Annotated in this window: 12 protein-coding genes and 1 riboswitch; of the genes, 6 read left to right on the top strand and 6 right to left on the bottom strand. The window is 40.7% G+C overall.

All coding sequences use genetic code 11. The features are described from left to right. Window positions 1-2 precede the first annotated feature (2 nt). The 6 genes from Q4597_RS10535 to Q4597_RS10510 all read right to left on the bottom strand — a co-directional run bounded on the left by Q4597_RS10535 (window position 3) and on the right by Q4597_RS10510 (window position 19,328). Window positions 3-638 (bottom strand): thiamine phosphate synthase, encoded by a 636-nt coding sequence (locus tag Q4597_RS10535; RefSeq protein ID WP_303406182.1) that lies wholly within the window; start codon window positions 636-638, stop codon window positions 3-5. A 10-nt stretch (window positions 639-648) separates the two neighbouring features. Next, window positions 649-2,508, bottom strand: coding sequence for a phosphomethylpyrimidine synthase ThiC (gene thiC / locus Q4597_RS10530; RefSeq protein ID WP_303406181.1), 1,860 nt, complete (start codon window positions 2,506-2,508; stop codon window positions 649-651). Between the two features lie 84 nt (window positions 2,509-2,592). Next, window positions 2,593-2,796, bottom strand: a complete 204-nt coding sequence (thiS, locus tag Q4597_RS10525; RefSeq protein ID WP_215914182.1) for a sulfur carrier protein ThiS — start codon at window positions 2,794-2,796, stop codon at window positions 2,593-2,595. 111 nt (window positions 2,797-2,907) lie between these two features. Then, window positions 2,908-3,004: riboswitch (TPP riboswitch) on the bottom strand. A gap of 121 nt (window positions 3,005-3,125) precedes the next feature. After that, complete coding sequence (locus Q4597_RS10520) at window positions 3,126-5,063, bottom strand: OmpA family protein (protein WP_303406180.1); 1,938 nt, start codon at window positions 5,061-5,063, stop codon at window positions 3,126-3,128. 10 nt (window positions 5,064-5,073) lie between these two features. Next, window positions 5,074-6,006 (bottom strand): type IX secretion system membrane protein PorP/SprF, encoded by a 933-nt coding sequence (locus Q4597_RS10515; RefSeq protein ID WP_215914180.1) that lies wholly within the window; start codon window positions 6,004-6,006, stop codon window positions 5,074-5,076. A gap of 23 nt (window positions 6,007-6,029) precedes the next feature. Further along, a complete protein-coding gene (locus Q4597_RS10510; protein WP_303406179.1) occupies window positions 6,030-19,328 on the bottom strand; it encodes a gliding motility-associated C-terminal domain-containing protein in 13,299 nt (4,432 codons plus the stop codon). Between the two features lie 487 nt (window positions 19,329-19,815). Between Q4597_RS10510 and thiD the strand changes: the two genes are divergently transcribed. The 6 genes from thiD (at window position 19,816) to Q4597_RS10480 (ending at window position 24,330) form a co-directional block, all read left to right on the top strand. After that, complete coding sequence (thiD, locus tag Q4597_RS10505; protein ID WP_303406178.1) at window positions 19,816-20,616, top strand: bifunctional hydroxymethylpyrimidine kinase/phosphomethylpyrimidine kinase; 801 nt, start codon at window positions 19,816-19,818, stop codon at window positions 20,614-20,616. Between the two features lie 50 nt (window positions 20,617-20,666). Next, a complete protein-coding gene (locus Q4597_RS10500; RefSeq protein ID WP_215439742.1) occupies window positions 20,667-20,969 on the top strand; it encodes a helix-turn-helix transcriptional regulator in 303 nt (100 codons plus the stop codon). 45 nt (window positions 20,970-21,014) lie between these two features. Then, window positions 21,015-21,284, top strand: coding sequence for a hypothetical protein (locus tag Q4597_RS10495; protein WP_215914178.1), 270 nt, complete (start codon window positions 21,015-21,017; stop codon window positions 21,282-21,284). 12 nt (window positions 21,285-21,296) lie between these two features. Beyond that, window positions 21,297-21,899 (top strand): short chain dehydrogenase, encoded by a 603-nt coding sequence (locus Q4597_RS10490; RefSeq protein WP_303406177.1) that lies wholly within the window; start codon window positions 21,297-21,299, stop codon window positions 21,897-21,899. Window positions 21,900-22,060: 161 nt separating this feature from the next. Continuing rightward, window positions 22,061-22,795 carry a DUF1080 domain-containing protein gene (locus Q4597_RS10485; protein ID WP_303406176.1) on the top strand — a complete coding sequence of 245 codons (735 nt, stop codon included), beginning with the start codon at window positions 22,061-22,063 and terminating at the stop codon, window positions 22,793-22,795. A 23-nt stretch (window positions 22,796-22,818) separates the two neighbouring features. Then, a complete protein-coding gene (locus tag Q4597_RS10480) occupies window positions 22,819-24,330 on the top strand; it encodes an alpha-L-fucosidase (protein WP_303406175.1) in 1,512 nt (503 codons plus the stop codon). The last annotated feature ends 6 nt before the right edge of the window (window positions 24,331-24,336 follow it).

Raw genomic sequence — 24,336 nt, 5'->3', positions numbered from 1 at the left:
AATCATGTGTTTCTATAAAATTCTTGCATCGCTTTAAAGTCCTCAATGGGCGTTTTGCTGTTCCAGATTCCTCCCAAAACTCCGATTCCTTGAAAACCTAATTTTTGAATTTCATCCAAATTGTTTTTGGTTACGCCACCCATACCGATTACTTTTTTATCGATATGATTTACATCAAACCCCCTGCCTTTATATCCTTTCTTTGAAATGGATGAAAATACAGGGCTCAATAAATGGTAATCAAAATTAAAATTACAGTCTTGCAACTCATTAGGTTCATGAAAGGAGGAACTTATCGTTTTGATTTTGGCGCTTTCGACTCCCAAGGATGCTAAATAATTATTCATTAGGGTTCTGACCTCCTTCTCCTTCAACTCGTTACCTATCAGTACATCCCTTCTTTTCTGCTCTTGAAAGTGGATTCCCTTTAAATTAAAATCCACTATCAATTCATGATACAGGTGTACTACCACGCGGTCATGGAATTTTGAATCTATTTTTTCAAGATATGCTGAATGTCCCTCGTAGTCCTTATCAGGTTTACGTAGGTGATAATACTTCAATCCTTCTTGAAACAACTTGTTCAGTAGTTCAAGTTCGTTGGGCATATTGGTTTCCGGGGCAATCAGAACAATCATGGACTATAATTTACAAGTACACTTCCGAGCCTTTGTCCTTAAATTCTTTGGACTTTTCTTCCATCCCTTTTTGAATGACCTCATTGTCTACAATATCGTTTGCCGCGGCAAAATCACGTACTTCCTGAGATATCTTCATAGAGCAGAATTTGGGTCCGCACATAGAACAGAAATGTGCAATCTTGGCACCATCCGCAGGTAAGGTCTCATCGTGATATTCGCGAGCCAATTCCGGGTCTAACCCCAAATTGAACTGATCTTCCCAACGGAATTCAAATCGAGCTTTGCTCAATGCATTATCCCTATGTTGTGCACCAGGATGCCCTTTTGCCAAATCTGCCGCATGAGCTGCCAATTTATAGGTCACTACCCCTGTTCTTACATCATCTTTATTAGGTAAGCCCAAATGTTCTTTAGGCGTAACATAACACAACATAGCACAACCGAACCAACCGATCATAGCCGCGCCGATACCGGAAGTAATATGATCGTAACCTGGAGCTATATCCGTAGTTAAAGGCCCTAAAGTATAAAACGGAGCTTCATCACAAACTTCAATTTGCTTTTCCATGTTCTCTTTGATCATGTGCATGGGCACGTGGCCTGGACCTTCAATAAAACATTGAACTTCGTGTTTCCTGGCAATCTGCGTTAGCTCGCCCAAAGTTGCCAATTCGGCAAACTGAGCTTCATCATTGGCATCCGCTACTGAACCCGGACGTAGACCATCCCCTAAAGAAAAAGCTACATCGTACTGCTTCAGAATCTCACAGATATCCTCAAAATGCGTATATAAGAAACTTTCTTTATGATGCGCTAAACACCATTTAGCCATGATAGAACCGCCGCGAGAAACAATACCCGTAACCCGTTTGGCCGTCAAGGGCACATAGCGTAAAAGAACGCCTGCATGAATGGTAAAATAGTCAACTCCCTGCTCGGCCTGTTCAATTAGGGTATCCCTAAAAATTTCCCAAGTAAGGTCTTCTGCTACACCATTCACTTTTTCTAAAGCCTGATAAATTGGTACCGTTCCCACGGGAACCGGAGAATTACGAATGATCCATTCACGCGTTTCATGAATGTTTTGACCGGTTGAAAGGTCCATTATATTATCCGCTCCCCACCGACAGGCCCAAACCGCCTTTTCCACCTCTTCCTCAATAGAAGATGTAGTAGCCGAGTTACCGATATTCGCATTAATCTTTACCAAGAAATTACGACCCAAAATCATAGGTTCCGCTTCTGGGTGATTTATGTTGGACGGAATTACCGCACGCCCACGAGCAACTTCTTCACGTACGAATTCAGGAGTAATCTTCTCCGGAATAGCCGCTCCAAAATGTTCGCCTTTGTGCTGCTTTACAATCTCGGTCATTTCATCAATTCGCTGATTTTCACGAATGGCGATGTATTCCATTTCAGGAGTAATTATACCCTGCTTTGCGTAATGCAATTGCGTAACGTTTTTCCCTTTTTTGGCTCGTAACGGCTTTTTTAAGAGCGAAAAACGCATGTGATCCAAACTACTATCGTTCAAACGTTCATTGCAATACTCCGAAGAATAACTATCTAGCTGCTCTACATCTCCTCTACCTAAAATCCACTGCTCCTTAATTCTTTCAATTCCACTATGTACATCAATCTTTTTTTCGGGATCCGTATAAGGCCCTGACGTATCATACACTGTAACCGGTTCATTGGGTGTTAACTTTCCGGTTAAAGAGTCCTTAGTGTCGCTTAATGTAATTTCTCGCATTGCAACTTTAATCTCTGGGTGGATTTTTCCACTTACATAGATTTTTTTTGAATTCGGAAAAGGTTGTCTTGTAATGTGGTCTTGTTTTGGGGCAGTGTCTTTACTTTTCATATTTAGTGGCTATGTGCGCTAAGCTATTGCTCGTTGCAGGTTTAACTATATTGCTTTAACTCCGGATTATACTTTAAAAATTCATCAACCACCTTGCGCGGCCTGAATAACGAGAACCGTATCATTGTCTTGCAGAAAACGGGTTTGCCAATTGGTACGTGGTACAACTTGGTCGTTAATGGCCACAGCAACGCCGTTTCCGGAAGAATCTATTTGTTGTAAAAATTGATGGATAGTAGTTTCGGCACCAAGCTGCAACTGCTTTTGGTTCATGTTTATCGTTATCATACAGAATAATTTTATGCTGTAACGATAGAGGCCCGTACGTCTTTGAAAAGAAAGTGCTCCGCTAGAAAACATCGGACACTTTAATGAAAAGTGTTGTAAACATCTATTTCAAAATGTTTTTCAACTTTTCCCTTCGTCGGTACTAACCGCATCAGGTTCAAAGGGTATGTCTCAGTCCCAATAAATAGGAACACCCCTAAAGTTTACATTTACAAATGTATAGAATGAAGATTAAAAAAAAGAATTTTAGTTGAGTCAAATTAGTTAAAACAAAAAAAGGGAAAAAGCTATGCTCTTTCCCTTTCTTCCCTTCAAATATATATTTTACTTTATTCTACCACTATGAACTCCGATCGTCTGTTCATTTGGTGCTGCTCCTTGGAACAAGGCACCCCATTGCTACAATCATTTGTTAGCTGCGTCTCGCCAAAACCTTCAAAGGAGATACGATCTTGGGCAATGCCCTGCCCAACTAGGTACTCTGCAGTAGACTTGGCCCGGTTGGCAGACAATTGCATGTTGTAATTATCGTTCGCGCGGGAGTCCGTATGTGATCGCACCTGTACCTTTACGTTCGGGTATTCGTTCAAATACGCCAAAACTTTGTCTATACTGATGCGGGCATCATCACGTATGAAGTGTTTATCAAAATCAAAATAAATCGGTTCAATGTTAAGATACTTTGCCAGGTCCGTACCAACGGGTGCCGATTTATCCGCTTGCGCCAATACAACTTCTATTCCGGTTGCATCCTGCGCGTTCACCGTGGCAAACATCTTGTCGCCCTCATCATAATCCGTTTTAGTGGCTACAATTTTGTAGTTCCCATCCGTACAATCGCCCTCCATGGCAAACGCACCGTTGGCATCCGTTTCCGAACTGGCAATTAGGTTCTTCTTACTATCATATACTTTAATGGATGCATTGGCAAGCAAAGCTCCCGTCTTTTTATCCTTGACCGTGCCCGTAATATTGGTATGACAAGTAAAATCTAAAGGCTCCGTTTCTATGAAACCATAAATATCGTCATTGCCCACTCCTCCTTCGCGATTAGAGGCGAAGTATCCTTTTTTCGTTTCTTCGTTTACTATATATGAAAAATCATCCTCTTCCCCATTCAACGGTCTTCCTACGTTAATGACCCTGCCACTATCGTTCTTTAGATCTGTAGCAAATACATCAAGACCGCCCAGACCGGGATGCCCGTCCGAAGAAAAATAGAGAATATCGGATTCGGTTATAAAGGGAAAAGTCTCCCTAGCTTCCGTATTGATTTGCGGGCCCATATTCTGCGGAGCTCCAAAAGTACCGTCCTTGTTAATCTCTACCGAGAATATATCCGATTCCCCGGCCGTTCCCGGCATATCGGATGCGAAATACAATTTGGTCTCGTCCTTGTTCAACGTTGGGTGAGCCACGGAGTAACCATCCCCGTTAAAAGGAAGTTCTACGATATTATCCCATTCGCCGTCTACCAAGTTGGCCCTGTATATTTTTAACCTGCTTATCCCTTCCTCATCTCTGGAAAATTTTCCGTTGTCCGAATTGTTACGGGTAAAGTACATGGTCTGTCCATCTTTAGTAAAGGCCGTAGAGGATTCGTGTGTTTTCTTGTTCAGTTTTCGGTCTAACTTTTCCAATGACGTAAAGTTTCCTTGCCCGTCTCCTGTTGCTTTGTACAGGTTTAGAAAGGCGCCATTGTTCCATCTGTGGATGTTTTTGGATATCCGCCCACTGTCCCTTGCCGTAGAAAAGACCAAATCTTTTCCATAGAAAGAGGGCGCAAAATCGGACACCTTGGAGTTCAGTGCCAAATTTTTTAGTTCGTACCTTCCCGAGCGTTCTTCTATTTGGTCTAAGTAATCCAAGTTATTGCCGAAGGCCAGCGCCCGTTGGTCACTGGACCTTGCCTTCTTGAACTTGTTCATCCAAATGTCCGATGCGTCATACTTTTCCAACGACTTTAATGTTTGGGCGTAGCGGTACATGTATTCGGGGTCGATATCCGTTACTCCCAACTGGAACAGTTGACCGTACCAATTGGCAGCTTCCTCATAGTTCGCGTTTAAATAGTTCGCGTTCCCCAAGTTTTTGAAAATCTCTTCTTCCGTATACCCATCCTCTACTAAAACCTCATAGGACTGTATGGCCGAGGCATAGGAATAGTTGGTAAATTTCGTGTCCGCCTTTTTTATCTTTTTCTCTTGTGCCTGAGAAACCATTGTCATTACCGCCAGGCCACAGAATATATATCTTGCTTTTTTCATGTCTTATCTATTAAAAGAATCTTGGGGTAATCACTCGTTTGTAACGGTTCAGGAATTCGTATCTAAGAAAGATTTCAAAGGAACCATCGTTAAATCTGGTCGCTCCTAAATCCGTAATCTCCCGGTCATAGGCCAGACCCAACATTAACTGATCATTCAGTTGAAACCCGAACAGTGCACTTAGAGCTGCATCCCATCTATAGGCTAGCCCCAATGAAAACTTATCGTTCATCAAGAAATTAGCACTAAGATCTACTTGTAAGGGAGCTCCTTTTACCGCCTTGACCAATGCCGCAGGTTTGAACTTTAACCTTTGGTTTACATCAAACACATAACCCGTAATGAAATAGAAATTCATACGCTCCTCTGCAAGAAACGAACTGGCATCTGTATTGGAGCCGTCAAAATGTTCCGTTTGCAAAAAGTTAGGAACCGATAGACCCGCGTAAAAATGGTCTGTATGGTAATATACCCCTGCTCCTATATTGGGCGAGAACTTGTTGTCTATATTAGGAAGGTTACTCTCCGCACCGTAGTTCCTTAACTTAGAGAAATCTACGTTTAGAAGATGCCCACCTGCCTTTAATCCAAAGGACAGTTTACCCTCGCGAGAGGTATTAACGGTATAGGAAAATGCCGCATCTACATACGTATCCTGATTGGTTCCGTTACCGATCTCATCGTTCACGATCGATAGGCCCAACCCCACTTTGCCAGAAACCGGCGTATGGAAGTTGAGGGTCTGCGTTGTGGGAGCCCCATCTAAGCCTACCCACTGCGAGCGATGAAGTGCGGCAATACTGAACACCCCACGTGAACCTGCATAGGCCGGGTTTACTGATATGGTGTTATACATGTACTGCGTGTACTGTGCATCCTGCTGACTAAATACCGAGGCCAGACCGGCAAATATGAAGAGGATCGTTGTTACTACTTTTTTCATGGTTATTTCGTTTTTTGGGGAATTTATCTGTTGATATATAGGTAGCCTGCTTTGCTTAAATTATCACCTTTGTTTTCATATTTAATAATATAGAAATACACTCCTACAGGTAATTGAGAATCAGTTTGAATTGTTACTCTTCCATTAGATATACCTCTAAAAGAATTAGCTCCATTGTCATAACCTGACATCTCATACACGATAATACCCCAACGGTTATAAATCTGTACGGTATTATTTGGATAGGATTCTATATTATCAATTATAAATGTATCATTGGTTCCATCATTATCCGGTGTTATGATCTCATTGGTAACAGAAACACCTGTTTCTACTAACTCCGGATCACAACCTGCTTCCAATGTAGGTACGCCGTTTAATGAGTCACACGGGTTAAGAGGGTCTGTTCCATCCACTATTTCCTGACCATCTACAATAGTATCGCCATCCGTATCCGCAACATCTGGATCTGTACCTATAGCTTCTTCCTGAGCAGTGGTTAGACCGTCTCCATCACAATCAGATATAAGATAATCCCCTTCTTGTTGTAAGGTAATACTATTTTCTATGTAATCACAAGGGTCTTCCGGATTGGTATTATCTTCTAGCTCTTGACCATTGATTACACCATCTCCATCACAATCTGCAACTAGGTAATCACCTGAGAAATCCAAGGTAACGTTCTCTATTACATAATCACATGGGTCATTCTTATCCGTGCCGTCTGCTTCCTCCTGAGTGTCAAGGACTCCGTCTCCATCACTATCGCCAATTTCCCTGAAATTAACTTCAGGAGTTGTAGCATCGTCATCGTTATCCGTACCATCTGCACCTGTATCCAAATCATTGTTTACATCTAAACCTGGGGTATCGTCAAAACCGTCATCTAATCCGTCCGAATCAGAATCAACACCTGTAAAGGTACCTTGACCAGCTTCATCAATATCCAAGACACCATCATCTTCAGAATCAAGATCTAAATAATCTGGAGTTCCGTCACCATCCGTATCTTCTGGAACCAATCCACCTGGGTAGTTGGTATCCAAGCCTACTTCATCAAAAGCATCGGCAGGAACAACATACGCCAAGGTAGGTTGCGCTTCTACGTTATCTGGAATACCATCATCATCTGCATCAATATCCAAAAAGTTAGCTTCACCTGTACCATCTGTATTTGGTGGTACTGTTCCTTCTGAACTATCGGCTTGACCGTCAGTATTTGCATCTGCAAAACCAGCATCATCAGCGTCAATTACACCATCACCATTTGTGTCAAGTGCGCCGTTACCGGCTTCCACTACATCTGTAATACCGTCATTATCGGCATCGATATCAAAATGGTTCGGGATTCCGTCACCGTCAAAATCGAACGCTGGCTCCGTTGTTCCGTTAATATCTCCGATTGCAGGATTACTTGGGTCATCATCAGAATGGTTTGGAACACCATCATTATCATCATCTGCACTTGGGTCGATTCCGTTGGCTTCATCCAAATCCGAAATGCCATCGTTATCATCATCAAGATCGAATGTATCAGGAATACCATCACGATCAAAATCTAAGATATCCCTAAAATCTACTTGCGTTAAATCAGCATCATCTTCGTTATCCGTACCAATGGCACCTGTATCCAAATCATTGTTTACATCTAAACCAGGAGTATCATCGTAGGCATCGTTAAGACCGTCTCCGTCGGCATCCGCTAATGGATCAGTCATTGTGCCTTGACCTGCTTCTAAAGCATCACTTACGCCATCTGCATCTGAATCCGAATCAATATAATCAGGAGTACCATCCATATCTGTATCTGCTGGCTCTATACCACTTGGATAATTCGTATCCAATCCGGTCGCATCAAAAGCATCTGCTGGAACTATGTATGCATCGGTTGGTTGTGCTTCTACGTTATCCGGAATACCATCATCATCTGCATCAATATCCAAGAAGTTAGCTTCACCTGTACTATCTGTATTTGGTGGTGTTGTTCCTTCCGAACTATCCGCTTGACCGTTATCGTCCGTATCGGCAAAACCAGTGTCATTACTATCTATTACCCCATCGTTGTTCGTATCCAAGTCGCCGTTACCAGCTTCCACTACATCTACGATACCATCATTATCGGCATCAATATCAAAGTGGTTCGGGATTCCGTCACCATCAAAATCGAACGCTGGCTCCGTTGTTCCGTTTACATCTCCGATTGCAGGATTACTTGGATCATCATCAGAATGGTTGGGAACACCATCGTTATCATCATCTGCACTTGGGTCGATTCCGTTGGCTTCATCCAAATCTGAGATACCATCATTATCATCATCCAAATCTACCGTATCTGGAATACCATCTTGGTCTGTATCTAGCATTGATCTGAAATCTACCTCGGCCATATCTGCATCGTCTTCGTTATCCGTGCCGTCTGCTCCAGTATCCAAGTCATTATTTACATCTAAACCAGGAGTATCATCAAAAGCATCATTAAGACCGTCTCCGTCGGCATCTGCTAATGGATCTGCTATTGTACCCTGACCTGCTTCCAACACATCGTCAATACCATCAGCATCTGAATCCAAATCGATGTAATCAGGCGTACCATCATTATCAGTATCTTCTGGTACTAGACCACCTGGATAATTGGTATCCAATCCTGTTAAGTCAAACACATCTGCAGGAACTATATAAGCCGCTGTTGGTTGTGCCTCTACGTTATCTGGAATACCATCATCATCTGCATCAATATCCAAGAAGTTAGCTTCACCCGTACCATCTGTATTTGGTGGCGTTGTTCCTTCCGATCTATCGGCTTGACCGTTATCGTCCGTATCCGCAAAACCGGTATCATTATTGTCGATTACTCCGTCATTGTTCGTATCAAGGTCGCCATTCCCAGCTTCCACTACATCTACGATACCATCATTATCGGCATCTATATCAAAGTGGTTCGGTATGCCGTCTCCATCAAAATCAAATGCTGGTTCCGTTGTTCCGTTAACATCTCCGATTGCAGGATTACTTGAATCATCATCCGAATGGTTAGGAACACCATCGTTGTCATCATCGGCACTTGGGTCGATTCCGTTGGCCTCATCTACATCTGAGATACCGTCATTATCATCATCCAAATCTGCTGTATCCGGAATACCATCTTGGTCATGGTCTAATACTGATCTAAAATCTACCTCGGCCATGTCTGCATCATCCACATTATCCGTGCCGTCTGCACCAGTATCCAAGTCATTGTTTACATCGTTGCCAGGAGTATCGTCATAAGCATCGTTAAGACCATCCCCATCTGCATCTGCCAAAGGATCCGTTAAGATACCTTGACCTGCTTCGAGCATATCGGAAATACCATCATTTTCAGAATCCAAGTCTAAATAATCTGGCGTTAAATCACCATCTGTATCTTCAGGAACCAGGCCTGTTGGATAATTGGTGTCTACACCGTCTCTATTGAAAGCATCCGCTGGAGCCACATAACCAATTGTAGGTTGTGCTTCTACGTTATCCGGAATACCATCATCATCCGCATCGATATCCAAGAAATTTGCATTTCCAGCCGTATCCGTATTTGGTAAGGGTAATGGGGCTGCTGCCGTATCGTCATCTAGACCATCATCATTAGCATCTGTGAAGCCATCAACACGACCATCATTATCCGTATCGGTTCCTCCTGCCTCAACAATATCAAGAATTCCATCATTATCAGAATCTAGATCAAACGGGTTTGGTATACCGTCTCCATCAAAATCACAGGATTGCGTCAAAGAAATACCATCAATTCCAAAATCGTTTCCAATACCTCCGCCTGTATTATTATCTATAGCGAAAGTCATACTTGTTTCCGTAGCCGTAAAAATCAATGAAACTACTTTCCATTCCCCATCATTAGGAATATCTCCTGAATTAAACTGATCCACCACAGTACCTCCACTGTTAAGCACTAACATTGAAACGTTTGGTGCAATTGGTGTGTTTCCTAAGAATTGTTCCGTACCGTTATCTGCATATCCAGGGTTGAACAAGTTTATAATTGCCGTCTTGAATTCATAGGTTTCACCTACTACCAAACCTGTTATTGTCTGTTCATAGAAACGACCTGCTGTACCATCTGCGTTAAAAAGTGCAAAGTATCCCAACTCGCCCGGAGCATCAGTAGTATAATCTTCTATATCTAACCAAAAGTTAGGAATAGGTTCACCTGCTACATATGAAAGACCTACGGAGTTCGTGACCAATGCATAGTTACCATCAGAAGGTCTAGGTGCATCATTCCCATACGTGGTTGTAATGCCCGCTGGCATCGGTTTCGTGTAGGTATCGTAATTGTCCGGGTTACCCGCACCATCACCGGCTCCATTAAAGTACGTGTCGTTAGCAGTATCCGCTACTCCAAAGTCACCATCGGGAATTAAGGAAACACTTCCCATTCCACTACATTCCTCTAAATCAGGAATTCCGTCATTGTCATCATCCAAATCAACAATATCCATAATACCATCTTGGTCACGATCTAGGATAGACCTGAAATCAACCTCAGCTGGATCTACGTCATCTTCGTTATCCGTACCGTCAGCACCCGTATCCAAATCATTGTTTACATCTAAACCAGGCGTATCATCAAAAGCATCGTTCAATCCGTCTCCGTCTGTATCCGCCGTAGCATTTGTAATTGCTCCCTGACCAGCCTCCACAACATCTGAAGTTCCATCATCATCTGAATCAAAATCTATATAATCCGGAGTTAAATCCCCATCTGTATCCTCTGGTCTTAAACCGTTAGGGTAGTTTGTATCTACACCATTGAAATCAAAAGCATCAGCTGGAGCAACATAACCTGATGTAGGCTGTGCCTCCACATTATCTGGAATACCATCATCATCTGCATCTATATCCAAGAAATCTGCATTGCCCGTAGTATCTGTAGTTAAAGGAATTGTTCCCTCGGAACTATCTGCTTGTCCATCTGTATTTAAATCTGCAAAACCGGTATCGTTAGTGTCAATAACACCATCATTGTTGGTATCTAAAGCATCATTACCTGCTTCGTACACATCAAAAATTCCGTCATTATCTGCATCGATATCGAAGTGGTTAGGAATACCGTCACCATCAAAATCAAATGCTGGCTCTATAGTTCCGTTTACATCACCCACTGCTGGGTTAGCTGGATCATCATCTAGATAATTTACGATACCATCGTTATCATCATCGGCACTCGGATCCATTCCGTTCGATTCATCTAAGTCTGAAATTCCATTATTGTCATCATCTAGATCAGCGATGTCTATTATACCATCTTGGTCACGGTCTAGGATAGACCTGAAATCTACCTCGTCATTATCCAAATCATCCTCGTTATCCGTACCGTCTGCACCTGTATCCAAATCATTGTTTACATCAGTACCGGGCGTATCATCAAAGGCATCGTTTAATCCATCATTATCCGCATCTGCCAATGGATCGGTCATTGCACCTTGACCTGCTTCAATGAGATCCGGAGTACCATCACCGTCAGAATCCGAATCCAAATAATCAGGAATTAAATCATTATCGGTATCCACTGGTGTAATGCCATTAGGATAGTTGGTATCTAGACCAACAGTATCAAAAGCATCAGCAGGAACTGTATAAGCACTAGTTAATTGTGCTTCTACATTATCTGGAATACCATCATCATCTGCATCAATATCTATGTAGTTTGCACCACCTGTTGTATCTGTATTTAATGGCGCAGTACCTTCTGTATCGTCCGCTTGACCATTGTCATTTGCATCTAGGAATACATCATCAGTACTGTCTATAGCACCATCATTATTGGTGTCTAAAGCGCCTGTTCCATTTTCAACTACATCTAGAATACCGTCATTATCTGCATCTATATCTAAGTGGTTAGGATTAGCATCACCATCAAAATTATCTATTGGTAAAGCTGTACCTGGACCATCTGTAGCAGTTGGAGTTGTATTATCATCTGTATCTACAATATCTGAAAGTCCGTCACCATCTGCATCGGCAATGGGACCTGTACCGATAACACCATCGTTATCCGGATCAGAACCACCAGCTTCCGTTACATCTGGAATACCATCATTATCTGAATCTGTATCTATTCGATCATCAAATCCGTCACCGTCGGTATCTGGATTTTCTAAAGGCGTACCAGGAGTAGTTGCATCAACTGGATCAACGCTATCTGCTAAACCATCACGGTCTGTATCTGTTGCGAAAGTGTCAATAACACCATCATTGTCCGTATCTGGACCACCGGCTTCCGTTACATCTGCAATACCATCATTATCTGAATCCAAGTCTACTCTATCCTTAATACCATCACCATCTGAATCCTCATCTGGTAAAGGAGTCGTTGCAATTTCATCTGCAAGACCATCATTATTAGTATCGACCATAGAAGTTGGGTCGCCAGCAATTGGGTAGTCTATATGACCATCACCATCTGTATCTGTACCACCAGCCTCTATAGAATCTGGAATACCGTCGTTATCTGAATCTAAATCAATACTATCTTGAATACCATCACCATCTGTATCTCCTGTTTCATCGGTATCTAAAATTCCGTCATTATCATCATCAATATCAACCGTATCCATAATACCATCATTATCAGAATCTAATATGGATCTAAAATCAACCTCTGCAGTGTCTAAATCATCTACATTATCCGTAGCGATTGCACCTGTATCTAGGTCATTGTTTACATCATAACCAGCAGTTGTATCATCAAAAGCATCGTTTAAGCCATCTGCATCTGCATCGGCTAAAGGATCTACCATTGTACCTTGACCAGCTTCATCAACATCACTAACACCATCGGCATCAGAATCCGCATCTAAATAATCAGGAATTAAATCACCGTCCGTATCCACAGGGGTTAAACCTACAGGATAATTGGTATCTAATCCGTTAGCTGCTTCAGCATCAGCAGGAGCAATATAACCCGCTGTAGTCTGTGCTTCTACGTTATCTGGAATACCATCATCATCCGCATCAATGTCCAAATAATCTGGACCGCCTGCAGTATCTGAATTAGGAATTGGAAGTGGAGATGCTGCCGTAGCGTCATCCCAACCGTCTGTTGTAACGGTATCATCAAAACCATCTACAACACCATCACCATTAACATCTAGTCCACCAGCTTCTGTAGTATCCGTAATACCATCATTATCAGAATCTATATCTAAGTGATTAGGAACACTGTCTCCATCAAAATTGTCTATTGGTAATGGAGTACCTGGACCATCGTCTAGTGTACCTGTTGTATTATCATTTGGATCTACTAAATCTGAAAGTCCGTCTCCATCTGTATCTGTAATTGGACCTGTACCGATTCTACCATCGTTATCCGGGTCAGAACCGCCAGCTTCAATAACATCTGGAATACCATCATTTTCAGAATCTAAATCTATTCTATCGTCTAAACCGTCATTGTCCGTATCCGGATTTGGAATTGGTGTACCTGGAGTAGTAGGACCAACTGGGTCAACACTATCCGCAAGTCCGTCATTATCAGTATCGGTCATAAACGTATCAATGATACCGTCACTGTCACCATCTATACCACCAGCTTCGGTAGTATCCGTTATTCCATCATTATCAGAATCTAAATCTAATCTATCTAGAATCCCGTCATTATCAGAATCTTCATCTGGCAAAGGAGTTGTGTCAACACTATCGGCAACACCGTTACCATCAGCATCCACAAAACCATCTACCGCACCATCACCATCAGCGTCTTCGCCTCCAGCTTCTAAAGTATCTGTAATACCATCGTTATCGGCATCTAAATCTAGGTAATCCGGATTGCCATCACCGTCAGTATCAATTGGGTCTATACCATCAGTATCTGCACCAATTGCCGGGATACCTGTTAAAGGATCAATAGCTCCTGGTGTATTAAAGCCACTTGTAGTTTGTGCTTCAACTGTATCTAGAATACCGTCATTATCACTATCCAAATCGTAGGCGTTTATTATTCCGTCTCCATCAAAATCACCGCTTTCATCAGTAGCCCCATCTCCATCTGTATCAAAAACATTTGATGTAGAGTTTACTTGAACACAACCATTTTGCGGAGTACAGGGCGCACTACCTTCTGGACCGTCCGTAGTATCATTATCTACTACATCTGCAAGACCATCATTATCTACATCTGTAATAATATCTATGACACCATCACCATCCGCATCTATATTACCAGAACCGGTCTCAACAAGGTCAGTAATACCATCATTATCAGAGTCTAGGTCTAACTGATTTGGAATACCATCGCCATCAGTATCAAAATTGATACATACACCATTGGCATTTAATCCGCCACAAGTTGGGAAATCCGTATCATAGTAATTTGGAGTACCATCGCCGTCTAAATCATCATCTGGATCAGGTAAGCCCATTGTTGCACAATCCCATCCGTTTACACCATCAAAATTAGCTGTACAGAAATCAGGATCTTCGTAATCTAAAATTCCGTCACCATCTGCATCTCCATTATACACTTCAATAACATCAGGGATACCGTCATTATCATCATCTAAATCTAAAGGCGCACCTGAAGCCACAGAAACCTCAACCAAGATAGCCTCACATTGACAGTTGGTGCTAGAAGGTAAAAATTCTACTATATAATTAGTACCAGTACAAGCGGCACCAGAAGTAGTAAACACAATTTCATCTGTTATTGTTGATGTACTTGGGATTGCTTCGGATACCGTACCTGTAGCTATAGCGGCACCATCAATATCACCATTTACATCTGCGCAGTATACACTGTACGCATAACCAGCGTCCGCATCTACAAGAGCCGTGTTCTCAATATCAAGAGATAAATGGTATTCGTAGTTATTACTCGTATCTACTGAAAAGAAACTATCGTTAGCCGTGCCGACCAAAATTGGTTTTTCCAATGGCATTACCTCATAGGAAGAACCTGTAGCTACTTGAAAATCCGCACAGTTAGTAGTAGAGCAAGTTATACCGCTTACTGTAACATAGTTTACTATCTGAACTTCTGCCGAATCATCACAAATACCCTCGTTAGTGGTTATAAAATCAAAGTCGAAATTTATTGTAGAACCAGCAGTTACACCGGCCGGATATTGTAAAATGAGTTCTTCATGGTCTCCTACAGTTGCTACACTTACAAATGAAGCACCGTCTGCACTTGAAAAAGATGATGGTACATATTCAATGCCTGATCTTAAGGTTACTTTTCCAAAATCAGAACTCCCCGTTGTGCCACCTGTTATTGTAGTTACTACACTAATTTCATCAGTAATACCACAACCTTGAATTGGTGCTCCAAAACCAGGTAAGTTAATATTACTTATGGCATTGTAAGGAGCTACAGCTCCTAGTGCCTGTATAGAATTTGATACAACTCTTGAACCGTTACCTGCGGCGAGATCACCACATGGTTCTTCCCCATACACCTTAAAAGTAAATTCTGAATTTGAAATGAAATCACACTCCAATTGAATTTCAAGATCAACATGTGCCGTTCTTTCATCTATTGAATTTTCCGCTGGATTACCCGCAATACCATTTAAGGCAAGGATATTGGTATGCTCCAACAAATTTACCTTGGCAATACCATTTTCTATAATAACCGTTACCGCTTGAGTATCTGCAGGATCAAGCGAACCCTTGGGGTAAGTAACATCTGTACTAACTATAGTTATACCACCGTCCCCGCCCGGAATAGCAAACTGCAACGACGGATTAATTAAATCCCCTAATTGAGCGCTAATAACATCAACTCCTATATTAAATGGTGTACACAGAGCTTGTGCCGTGCTAGGTTGGTCAGTAATGGCCACTTGAACCTGTGAACCTTTAGGTTCTAATGTTATAGATGTAGAGTTCTGGTAACAAGTTGCACCAACTGCCTGAAAATCTGAAACGGTTACACTAGTATCGGGATACCCAGGATAACCAGAACAATCCCAACCATGTTCCACTAGGACAGTTTGATCTTGGCAATCATCAAAGTCAGCTTTAAAACGTATAGATTTTGTAGATCCGGCCGCAATAGACCCTACCTCTATCCATGTTTTATCACCAGATTGATAGAAATTTACCGGAGTTTCAACCCCTGCGGCTACTGAGAATGCACCTGTTATATTAAGACCCTCTGGAGAGGTAACCTGCAACCAGTTATAATCCACATCATCTGGACTTTTGTTATCTATATTAGTATCAAAATCTACAGTATAGGCATCACCATTAACTGTAGGTAATGGAGATTGAATTTGAAAGCTAGGTTGCGTATAGCTAAACGTATTGGTATAGGAGAAACTTGAAGGTACCGGCGTTGCATAAGCAAAATCATCATAATTGACCGTAAAATCATACTGCGCAGACGCAGGTGACTCACAAGTACCCATAAATTCTACATATAATCTTGGTATAATTGTTCCACTTTGATCTCTATTTCTAAAATTAGGACCAGGCGTAATAACTATTTGATTTCCTGTTTCTGTGGCTATAAATTCGCCAGTAGTTGTTGAATATGCCCCTTGAAATTGTATTGATGTAACATTTCCCGTAAATCTAGCTCCTTCTGGGATATCTATAACAGTAGATTTCCATAACGTTAAAGGTCTATACTCATCAGCATGCATATCGGCCGGGGCCATATTTTTAACCATATTATATATGATACCATTTGTTGGTGTACAACCATCAGTTGCATGAGCAAGGTTGGCACCGTATATTCTAGGTCTTGAATAATATGCCCTGTCTCCCCAAGTGTCACAACCTACTCTATTAGGTCCAGTATTTGCCGGGTAATCAGTAAAAGCAAAGAATTCACCTCTTAAATTTGTAAGTTCAAAATAGGCTATATCTTGAAAATCTTTACTGAACTCAAAAGTCAATTCAAGTTCCACAATATCCCTATCAGTTGCATCGCCTTCAAACAAATAAGCCGCACTTATTAAGTCTTTTTCATCACTTAAATCAAAACTAAGCATATGCTCAGTTGAATTATTGGTAGTTAAGACGGGTGCATTAGTAAGGCTACGTGAATTAGACGTTCCTGCGCTATTATCATTGATGGTAATTTTAGAATCAACTAAAGTTATAATACCAGGACCACCTGCAGCAGCACTAGCTGTATCATATGTTAAATCGAAATATAGGTTATCTAATGAAATATTATTTATTGATGCCGTAGTGGTAATCTTCATTTGATCACCAGCTAAATATTTCTTGATACCATCTGTATTATCATCTAAGACAACCTTAGTGGTCATACTATTATCCGTCCAACCAGCAGTAAGCCTTCTGGCTTTAAAACCTTCGATTGCAGGACCCACACAGCCACCAGGGCAATGTGTGTATATATTTACAGTACCGCAATGAATATCTTGAGACCAACAAACACCAGCTGAACTCGTTGCCGTATAATTAGTTGTATACGGTATAGATTGTATACCATTGGGGCCACATGTAAAAGTCATAGGAAAATCTACCCATTCTTTAAATCTTCCTGCGTACATGTCCGTAGTTGTATACGTTACTTCGTTACCACTTTGCGTAAAACCAGCCGGTAAAGGTGTTTGTAACGCCATACCTGTAGGCACAGTAAGTGTTATACTCCATTCTGAAGAGGCATCATTAGAAAACATAGCGGTACCGTCTATAGTAGGTAAACCTGCTCCACCTGCATAAAATGCCGGGGCGATACTCACAACAAAATCTTCATTGTTTACAATATCCGTAGGTGCTTCAACTTCTGTAACATCTTGGTAATCTCTAATAATATTGAAATACCCAATATCAATACGTTCTGGAATACGGTCGCTCTTACATTGATCTTTAAAATAGGTATCTATATAAGTATGTTCCCAACCCATATAATCAAACCTTGCAACACCACAATTATCTTTAGGTGTTACCGTAAAGTCAAAAGATAGTTCTGTAGCTTCGCCTGGTGGTAAGTCATCATAATAGCCGTCATTATCCAAATCATCAAAACCTCCCGGTCCATCTGGATCAGAATTGAAAAAGTTTGGCGGTATAGAAACTGAAGTACCATTATCCCCTCTAGTTGGATAAATAGTACTTGGTCTATCTTCTGGTGTAAAAGAAATACCCGAAGCAAATCTAAAATTAGAAACACTTCTTGTGTCAAAATAGGTAAAATCCCAAAGAGGATTAGTAGCAGCAGTAGTAACTGGTGATGTATTATGTCCACTACCAATATTAATACCCAAGTCTAATGCCATAGAACCTACAGCTGTATTTGTATTTTCTATTCTAATAGTGTAGGTAACCGCGCCACATAAATCTGGTGTAGTAGATCCAACTTTTGAAATAGCTATATCAGGTACATTAGCGCCAAAGTTTAACGAACCGGTTTGCTGTTCTGCAGCTTGGCAAATCTCACCCGGATTACAACCCCAATACGTATTATGGATAATTGCGGTATCCAAACAATCATCAACTCTAAAAGCTTCTTCAAAAATAATAACCTCTCCATTGTCAAAGCAATTGTCATTATTACCCACAGCACCTGCGAAAGGTGCTGCATTTAAATCTATTAAATAGGTCAAAACCTGCCCGTTAATTGATGAAGGGGTTAACTCCGTACCTGCATAAGACAATGTATATTCATCATCTACATCTACTCCCAAATCAACATAGTATGTGAATGTTTCCGTACATCCGTTACCACCTTGGGCGAGTGTGATATTTCTAGTATAGGTTTCACCAACATTGGCATCAACAGTTGGTATTGCCGAAATATTTAAAGAAGCGGCCATTAAGGGATAAGAAGATATAGTTTCTAATGTATCTGAGTCTGAATTGGCACCACCTGCATCCTGAAAGTTAATCGTATGCGCGTCTTTAAACAGCCCGCCAGAATTTGAATGAACTACTGCGGCGCAATTAGCACTACGCTCAAAAGTAAAAATTACTTCATCGCCAACATCCCAATTTGCGTTACTTGGTCGCAAAATGGTAAAAACAGGATCAGAAGGCGTACCGCCTTCTCCTATAGAATATTGATTTGCAACTATGGGGTCCCCAGATGAATTTACCTGAGAAGTTATACTTGCTGTACCTGAGACATACTCTACGCCAGGAGGCAAATCAAAAGTGATGCTAAAATCGTTACAGCTCCCATTTTCTCCTCTTATAAATACTTCTTCAAGAGAATTATTGACTCCCCCACAGGTAGCTAGACTTTGAGGCGTGAGGTTTACCGTGTATCGATTACTACTGATTTGAGCATCTACATTAATAGCATAGAATAGCGCAACTATCAATGTAAAGACGCAACTTTTGATTGAAAAATTCATAACGTGGCGGTTAGTGTAAATATATATGGTCTACTATAAAAGTAAGTAAAAGACTACATATGTAAAGTTAATATTATCAAATATATTTGCAAACCTTAGCTTATGCCATTAATTGTTGTCTAGTAAGGGCACACTGTATGTCAAATAGCACATTTTGTATATGACACTATTTTCAAAAACGCACTTCATCGATAAAGCCTTTATTTACGGTATTTTAAAGAGTATCATTTTTCAACATACAAATCAAAATTTAACTACAACGTTGTAGTGAGCTTCTATGTTTTCTTGTTTTCACCTTAAAAAAACTCTAAAACTACAATGACCAAAAAGCACGTGACCAAGTGTATAACACAGGCAGGAAAGAGAATCTGCAATTTATTTTTTTGTAAGAATTAATACCTGAATAACCCAACTTCTGCTCTAGTCTGTTTTAAAATAATTTTGATACATTTGGTTTTCTTAGGCTCACCCTTGTTTTACCGCATCTATGAATTCAGTATACCCTTGTGTTCTAACTATTGCCGGAAGTGATTCAGGTGGTTGTGCAGGCATTCAGGCAGATATAAAAAGTATTAGTGCCAATGGCGCTTTTGCTGCTTCGGTCATTACGGCTACTACAGCTCAAAACACCCGTGGTGTTTTTGATATTCATGCAATACCCGTCTCCCACATACGCAAACAGCTAATTGTAGTTTTGGAGGATATTGAGTTTGGAGCAATAAAAATTGGTATGCTACACTCTGCTGAGGTCATTGAAACGGTAAAAAAAACACTAAAAGAATATTCTGTAAAGAACATTGTTCTAGACCCGGTAATGGTGGCTACATCCGGAGATAGACTTCTAAACAAAGCCGCATTGGATAGCCTAAAGTCTTTTTTGGGCGATGCTTATCTCATTACCCCTAATATTCCTGAAGCAGAAATCCTCATTGATAAAAAAATTGATTTTAACAGTGTTGCCGAAGCTGCAAAAGAAATTGGTAACACCTTTAAAACCTCGGTTTTGCTAAAAGGAGGGCATCTGGAAGGTTCTGACCAAATGACCGATACCTTGTTCTTGTACGATACACAGAAAACAGTGTTCGTTTCCAATAAACGCATACATACCAAAAATACACATGGTACGGGATGCACCTTATCTTCGGCTATTGCCGCACAATTAAGTTTGGGACACGACCTTGAAGAAGCGGTAAAAAAAGCCTGTTCTTATTTAAACAAAGCCATTTTACAGGGTAAAGACAGGGTTTTGGGTATGGGGCATGGTCCCGTTCAACATTTTCCTGAATAAAATTTCAATATTTTTTTGACACATATCGATATTTTTCGATATTTGTATATATGGATATTAAAGAAGCTGTTGAAATAAGTAAATGTTTATCTAACAACACCCGAATGCAGATAATGGAGTGGCTCAGGGAACCTGAAAAGAACTTTCCGCCACATGTAAGCATAAAGCATTTTAATGATGGGGTTTGTGCCTCCTATATATTTGAGAAATCAAAGCTGTCGCAATCAACCATATCCAATTATTTAACCAGCATGGAAAAATGTGGCTTATTGATTATGACACGTCATGGAAAATGGTCCTATTTTAAAAGAAACGAAGCTATAATTACCGAATTTGCAAAATTTTTGCTCTAATTTTTTAACCTATCAAATCGACATATATAGATATTACTATTTAAAATGAAATTGTTAATCGATATTTTCGGATGGACGGGCTCGGGGCTCATCATCTTGGCCTACGCCATCACAATGATGGAAAACAAAAAGTTTCTAGGCTATAGTAAGTACTTAAACCTACTTGGAGGATTATTAATTGCAACCAACTGTTATTATTACAGTGCCATTCCTCCATTTGTATCTAATATGTTGTGGAGTATCATTGCCACCCTAACTATTTACAAAACCAGAAAAAAAAGACCAAAACAGAACAATAGAAAACGTTTAACCTAAAAATAAGAAACTATGAAAATCTTGATTATTGGAGGACACGGAACTATAGGAAAAAAAGTAGTGGCGCATTTTTCAAAAAAAAATAAAGTAGTCATTGCCGGTAGAACGTCCGGTGATTTTCTTGTGGATATTAAAGATAGTTCCTCTATTGTTAAAATGTTTGAGCAAGCTGGCAAATTTGATGCTATAATCTGTATTGCAGGCGAAGCAAAATGGGACAATTTTGACCGTCTTACGGAAGATGATTTTCATATAGGACTGAACAGTAAATTAATGGGGCAGGTCAACTTGGTTCGCATAGGCCAAAAGTTTCTTGCACCACAAGGTTCCATAACCCTTTCCACAGGTATTTTGGCAGATGACCCCGTGGCCATGACCACTAGTGCCGCCATGGTAAACGGAGCTATCCATAGCTTTGTACAAGCTGTAGCATTAGAAATAGAAAACGGTGTAAGGGTAAATGCCGTTTCTTCCGGCATGGTAGAAGATGCCTATGAAAAATATAAGGATTATTTTCCTGGGCACAACCCTATTCCTATGAATAAAGTAATAAACGGGTATGTAAGAAGTGTTGATGGAAAAGGCAATGGCGAAATTATTCGCATTTACGATTAAAGCCGGTTTATTTTCCAGGACTTAGCTATTTGGTCTATATAGGGGCCTAATTATGCTAAAATTGGTCTAGATTAAACATTTGTGGTAGTATTAAGAATGTCCGTTGCTTATCAACGGACATTTTTTTTAGAATTTGCCACCGTATTACTAGACCGGACCATATGAAAACTAAAATCACTTCAATTCTAACGTTGACACTTTTTTCTTGTGTCCTATTATCTCTTTCAGCTCAAGAATCCAAGGTAGAATGGACCAACCCATTTCCGAAAAATGAACTCGGCTCTAGCTACACTATCACTCCAAATGAGCTGCCCTCCAATCAAAAATTATTCGAAATAAAAAAGAACAAAATAGAAGTACTCTATACCTGGAAAGGAGAAAAAGCCCCTTTTGGCATGATCACCACTACCAAAGAATACAGTCACTTTAATTTGGAACTAGAATATAAGTGGGGAGAGCGCAAATTTGCCCCTCGCCTAGAAGCCAAACGGGATGCCGGAATCGTATTCCACGTACAAGGCGAAAAAGTAATTTGGCCTACCTGTCTGGAATGTCAGATTCAGGAAGGAGACACAGGGGACCTCTGGGTCATTAAAGGACCAAAAGTAACATGGTATCAAAAGGACGGCTCTGAAAAACTATTGGATTCCAGCGGAAAAAAAACCTATATAGAAGGTGATAAATATGGTAATTACGAAGTTGATGGTTGGAACAAAGTTCGCGTAGAGGTAAGAGGCTCAAAAAGTGCCAAATTCTATGAAAACGGACAATTGGTCAATGAACTAAAAGACTTCTTAAATGCCAACGGAAGGCCTTTAGAAAAAGGAAACATTGCCCTTCAGGCCGAAGGCTCCGAGATTACCTACAGAAATATAAAAATCCAAGAACTTAAATAAACCAGCATACTTATATTATTTAAATGAAAAACAAGATTACCTTTTTTTTGATATTGTCCTTTATGGGCACATGCTACGCCCAAGACAAATTTGGTCCCGATTGGGAAAATTTAAAACAACACAAAGCTGCTCCCGGATGGTTTGCAGATGCTAAGTTAGGAGTCTATTTTCATTGGGGCGTTTATAACGTTCCCGCCAATGGAAATGAATGGTACGGCCGTTTTATGTACGAAAACGACAGGAGAAAGACATGGGGAAAAGATGTTTATGACTACCATACCACAACCTACGGGCGAGATGTAGATTATCACGACTTTATACCGCAATGGAAAGCCGAAAAATTCTCAGCAAAACGCTGGGTGGATATGTTTGAAAACATGGGCGCAAAATTCATAGGAACCATTGCGGAACACCATGATGGTTTTTCGCTTTGGGAAAGTGAAGTCAATCCTTGGAACTCCTTTGACAAGGGACCTAAAATTGATGTAGTTAAGCAAATTGGTGACGAAGTAAAAAAGCGAAATTTAAAATTCATGACCACGTTTCATCATGGTTTTCACATGCACTTTTATCCTAAAAAAGAGAATAGCTTTCTTCGTCCGGTAAGTACACACTCGGTAACCTATACTAATCCGGAAGTCCCTCAAGAAGATGAGTATCGTATTCTTTACGGAAATACCACGTACGAAGAAGAATGTGATATATGGTTGGGAAAACTAAATGAAGTAATCAATGCTTATTCCCCTGATTATATTTGGATGGATTTTGCCCAAGGTTATATTCAAGAGGACTACCGCAAGCAATTTTTGGCCAACTATTTCAATAAGGCACAAGAGCAGAATAAAGAAGTAGTGGTAAACACCAAAGGCTCATTTTTCCCAACGGATCTAGCTGTTGTAAACTTAGAAAGAGCTACAGTCATGGATATTGCCCCTGAAGTTTGGGTAACAGATTTTCAATTGGGCAGCTCGTGGGGGTATAATAAAGACAAACGTACCGCTTTAGACCCTAAAAAAGCCATTCGGATATTGGCTGAAGTGGTGAGTAAAAACGGAGTAATGATTTTAGCTGCAGCTCCTATGGCAGAAGGGATTATTCCGGAAGAACAGGCCAAATCCATGGAAGGTATTGGGGCTTGGTTAAATCTATACGGTGAAAGTATTTACAATACACGCCCCTTTGTTGCCTACGGCCAAGGTCCTACCAAAATGAAACGGAACCCGGAAGATGAGTGGAATGATTATGGAGCCATTAAAGCCGGTTTATACGATTTAAATTCTGCAGATATTCGTTACACCAAAAAAGGCAAAACCGTTTACGCCATTCAATTAGGATGGCCCGGTGAGAAAGCCAACACCGTTCTTGACGTTTTTGGGAACAAGGCCAAGGATATGGAAATCCAATCGGTTTCTGTATTAGGCAGTAATCAAAAAATAAAGTGGAAAAAAACAGCGGAAGGCCTATTGGTTACCGCTCCAAGAAAAATGCCGGCAGAAGCTGATGCTGCACTTGTTTACAAAATAACATTGAAATAGAAAAGG

The sequence above is a fragment of the Zobellia sp. 1_MG-2023 genome, from assembly GCF_030549125.1.
GTDB lineage: Bacteria > Bacteroidota > Bacteroidia > Flavobacteriales > Flavobacteriaceae > Zobellia > Zobellia russellii.
The sequence above is the reverse complement of the archived record's forward strand: the minus strand, read 5'-3'. Positions and strand labels throughout refer to the sequence as shown.

Coding starts and splice junctions, on each gene's coding strand:
- Q4597_RS10535 (WP_303406182.1), bottom strand. CDS start 638: ATGATTGTTCTGATTGCCCCGGAAACCAATATGCCCAACGAACTTGAA.
- thiC (WP_303406181.1), bottom strand. CDS start 2,508: ATGAAAAGTAAAGACACTGCCCCAAAACAAGACCACATTACAAGACAA.
- thiS (WP_215914182.1), bottom strand. CDS start 2,796: ATGATAACGATAAACATGAACCAAAAGCAGTTGCAGCTTGGTGCCGAA.
- Q4597_RS10520 (WP_303406180.1), bottom strand. CDS start 5,063: ATGAAAAAAGCAAGATATATATTCTGTGGCCTGGCGGTAATGACAATG.
- Q4597_RS10515 (WP_215914180.1), bottom strand. CDS start 6,006: ATGAAAAAAGTAGTAACAACGATCCTCTTCATATTTGCCGGTCTGGCC.
- Q4597_RS10510 (WP_303406179.1), bottom strand. CDS start 19,328: ATGAATTTTTCAATCAAAAGTTGCGTCTTTACATTGATAGTTGCGCTA.
- thiD (WP_303406178.1), top strand. CDS start 19,816: ATGAATTCAGTATACCCTTGTGTTCTAACTATTGCCGGAAGTGATTCA.
- Q4597_RS10500 (WP_215439742.1), top strand. CDS start 20,667: ATGGATATTAAAGAAGCTGTTGAAATAAGTAAATGTTTATCTAACAAC.
- Q4597_RS10495 (WP_215914178.1), top strand. CDS start 21,015: ATGAAATTGTTAATCGATATTTTCGGATGGACGGGCTCGGGGCTCATC.
- Q4597_RS10490 (WP_303406177.1), top strand. CDS start 21,297: ATGAAAATCTTGATTATTGGAGGACACGGAACTATAGGAAAAAAAGTA.
- Q4597_RS10485 (WP_303406176.1), top strand. CDS start 22,061: ATGAAAACTAAAATCACTTCAATTCTAACGTTGACACTTTTTTCTTGT.
- Q4597_RS10480 (WP_303406175.1), top strand. CDS start 22,819: ATGAAAAACAAGATTACCTTTTTTTTGATATTGTCCTTTATGGGCACA.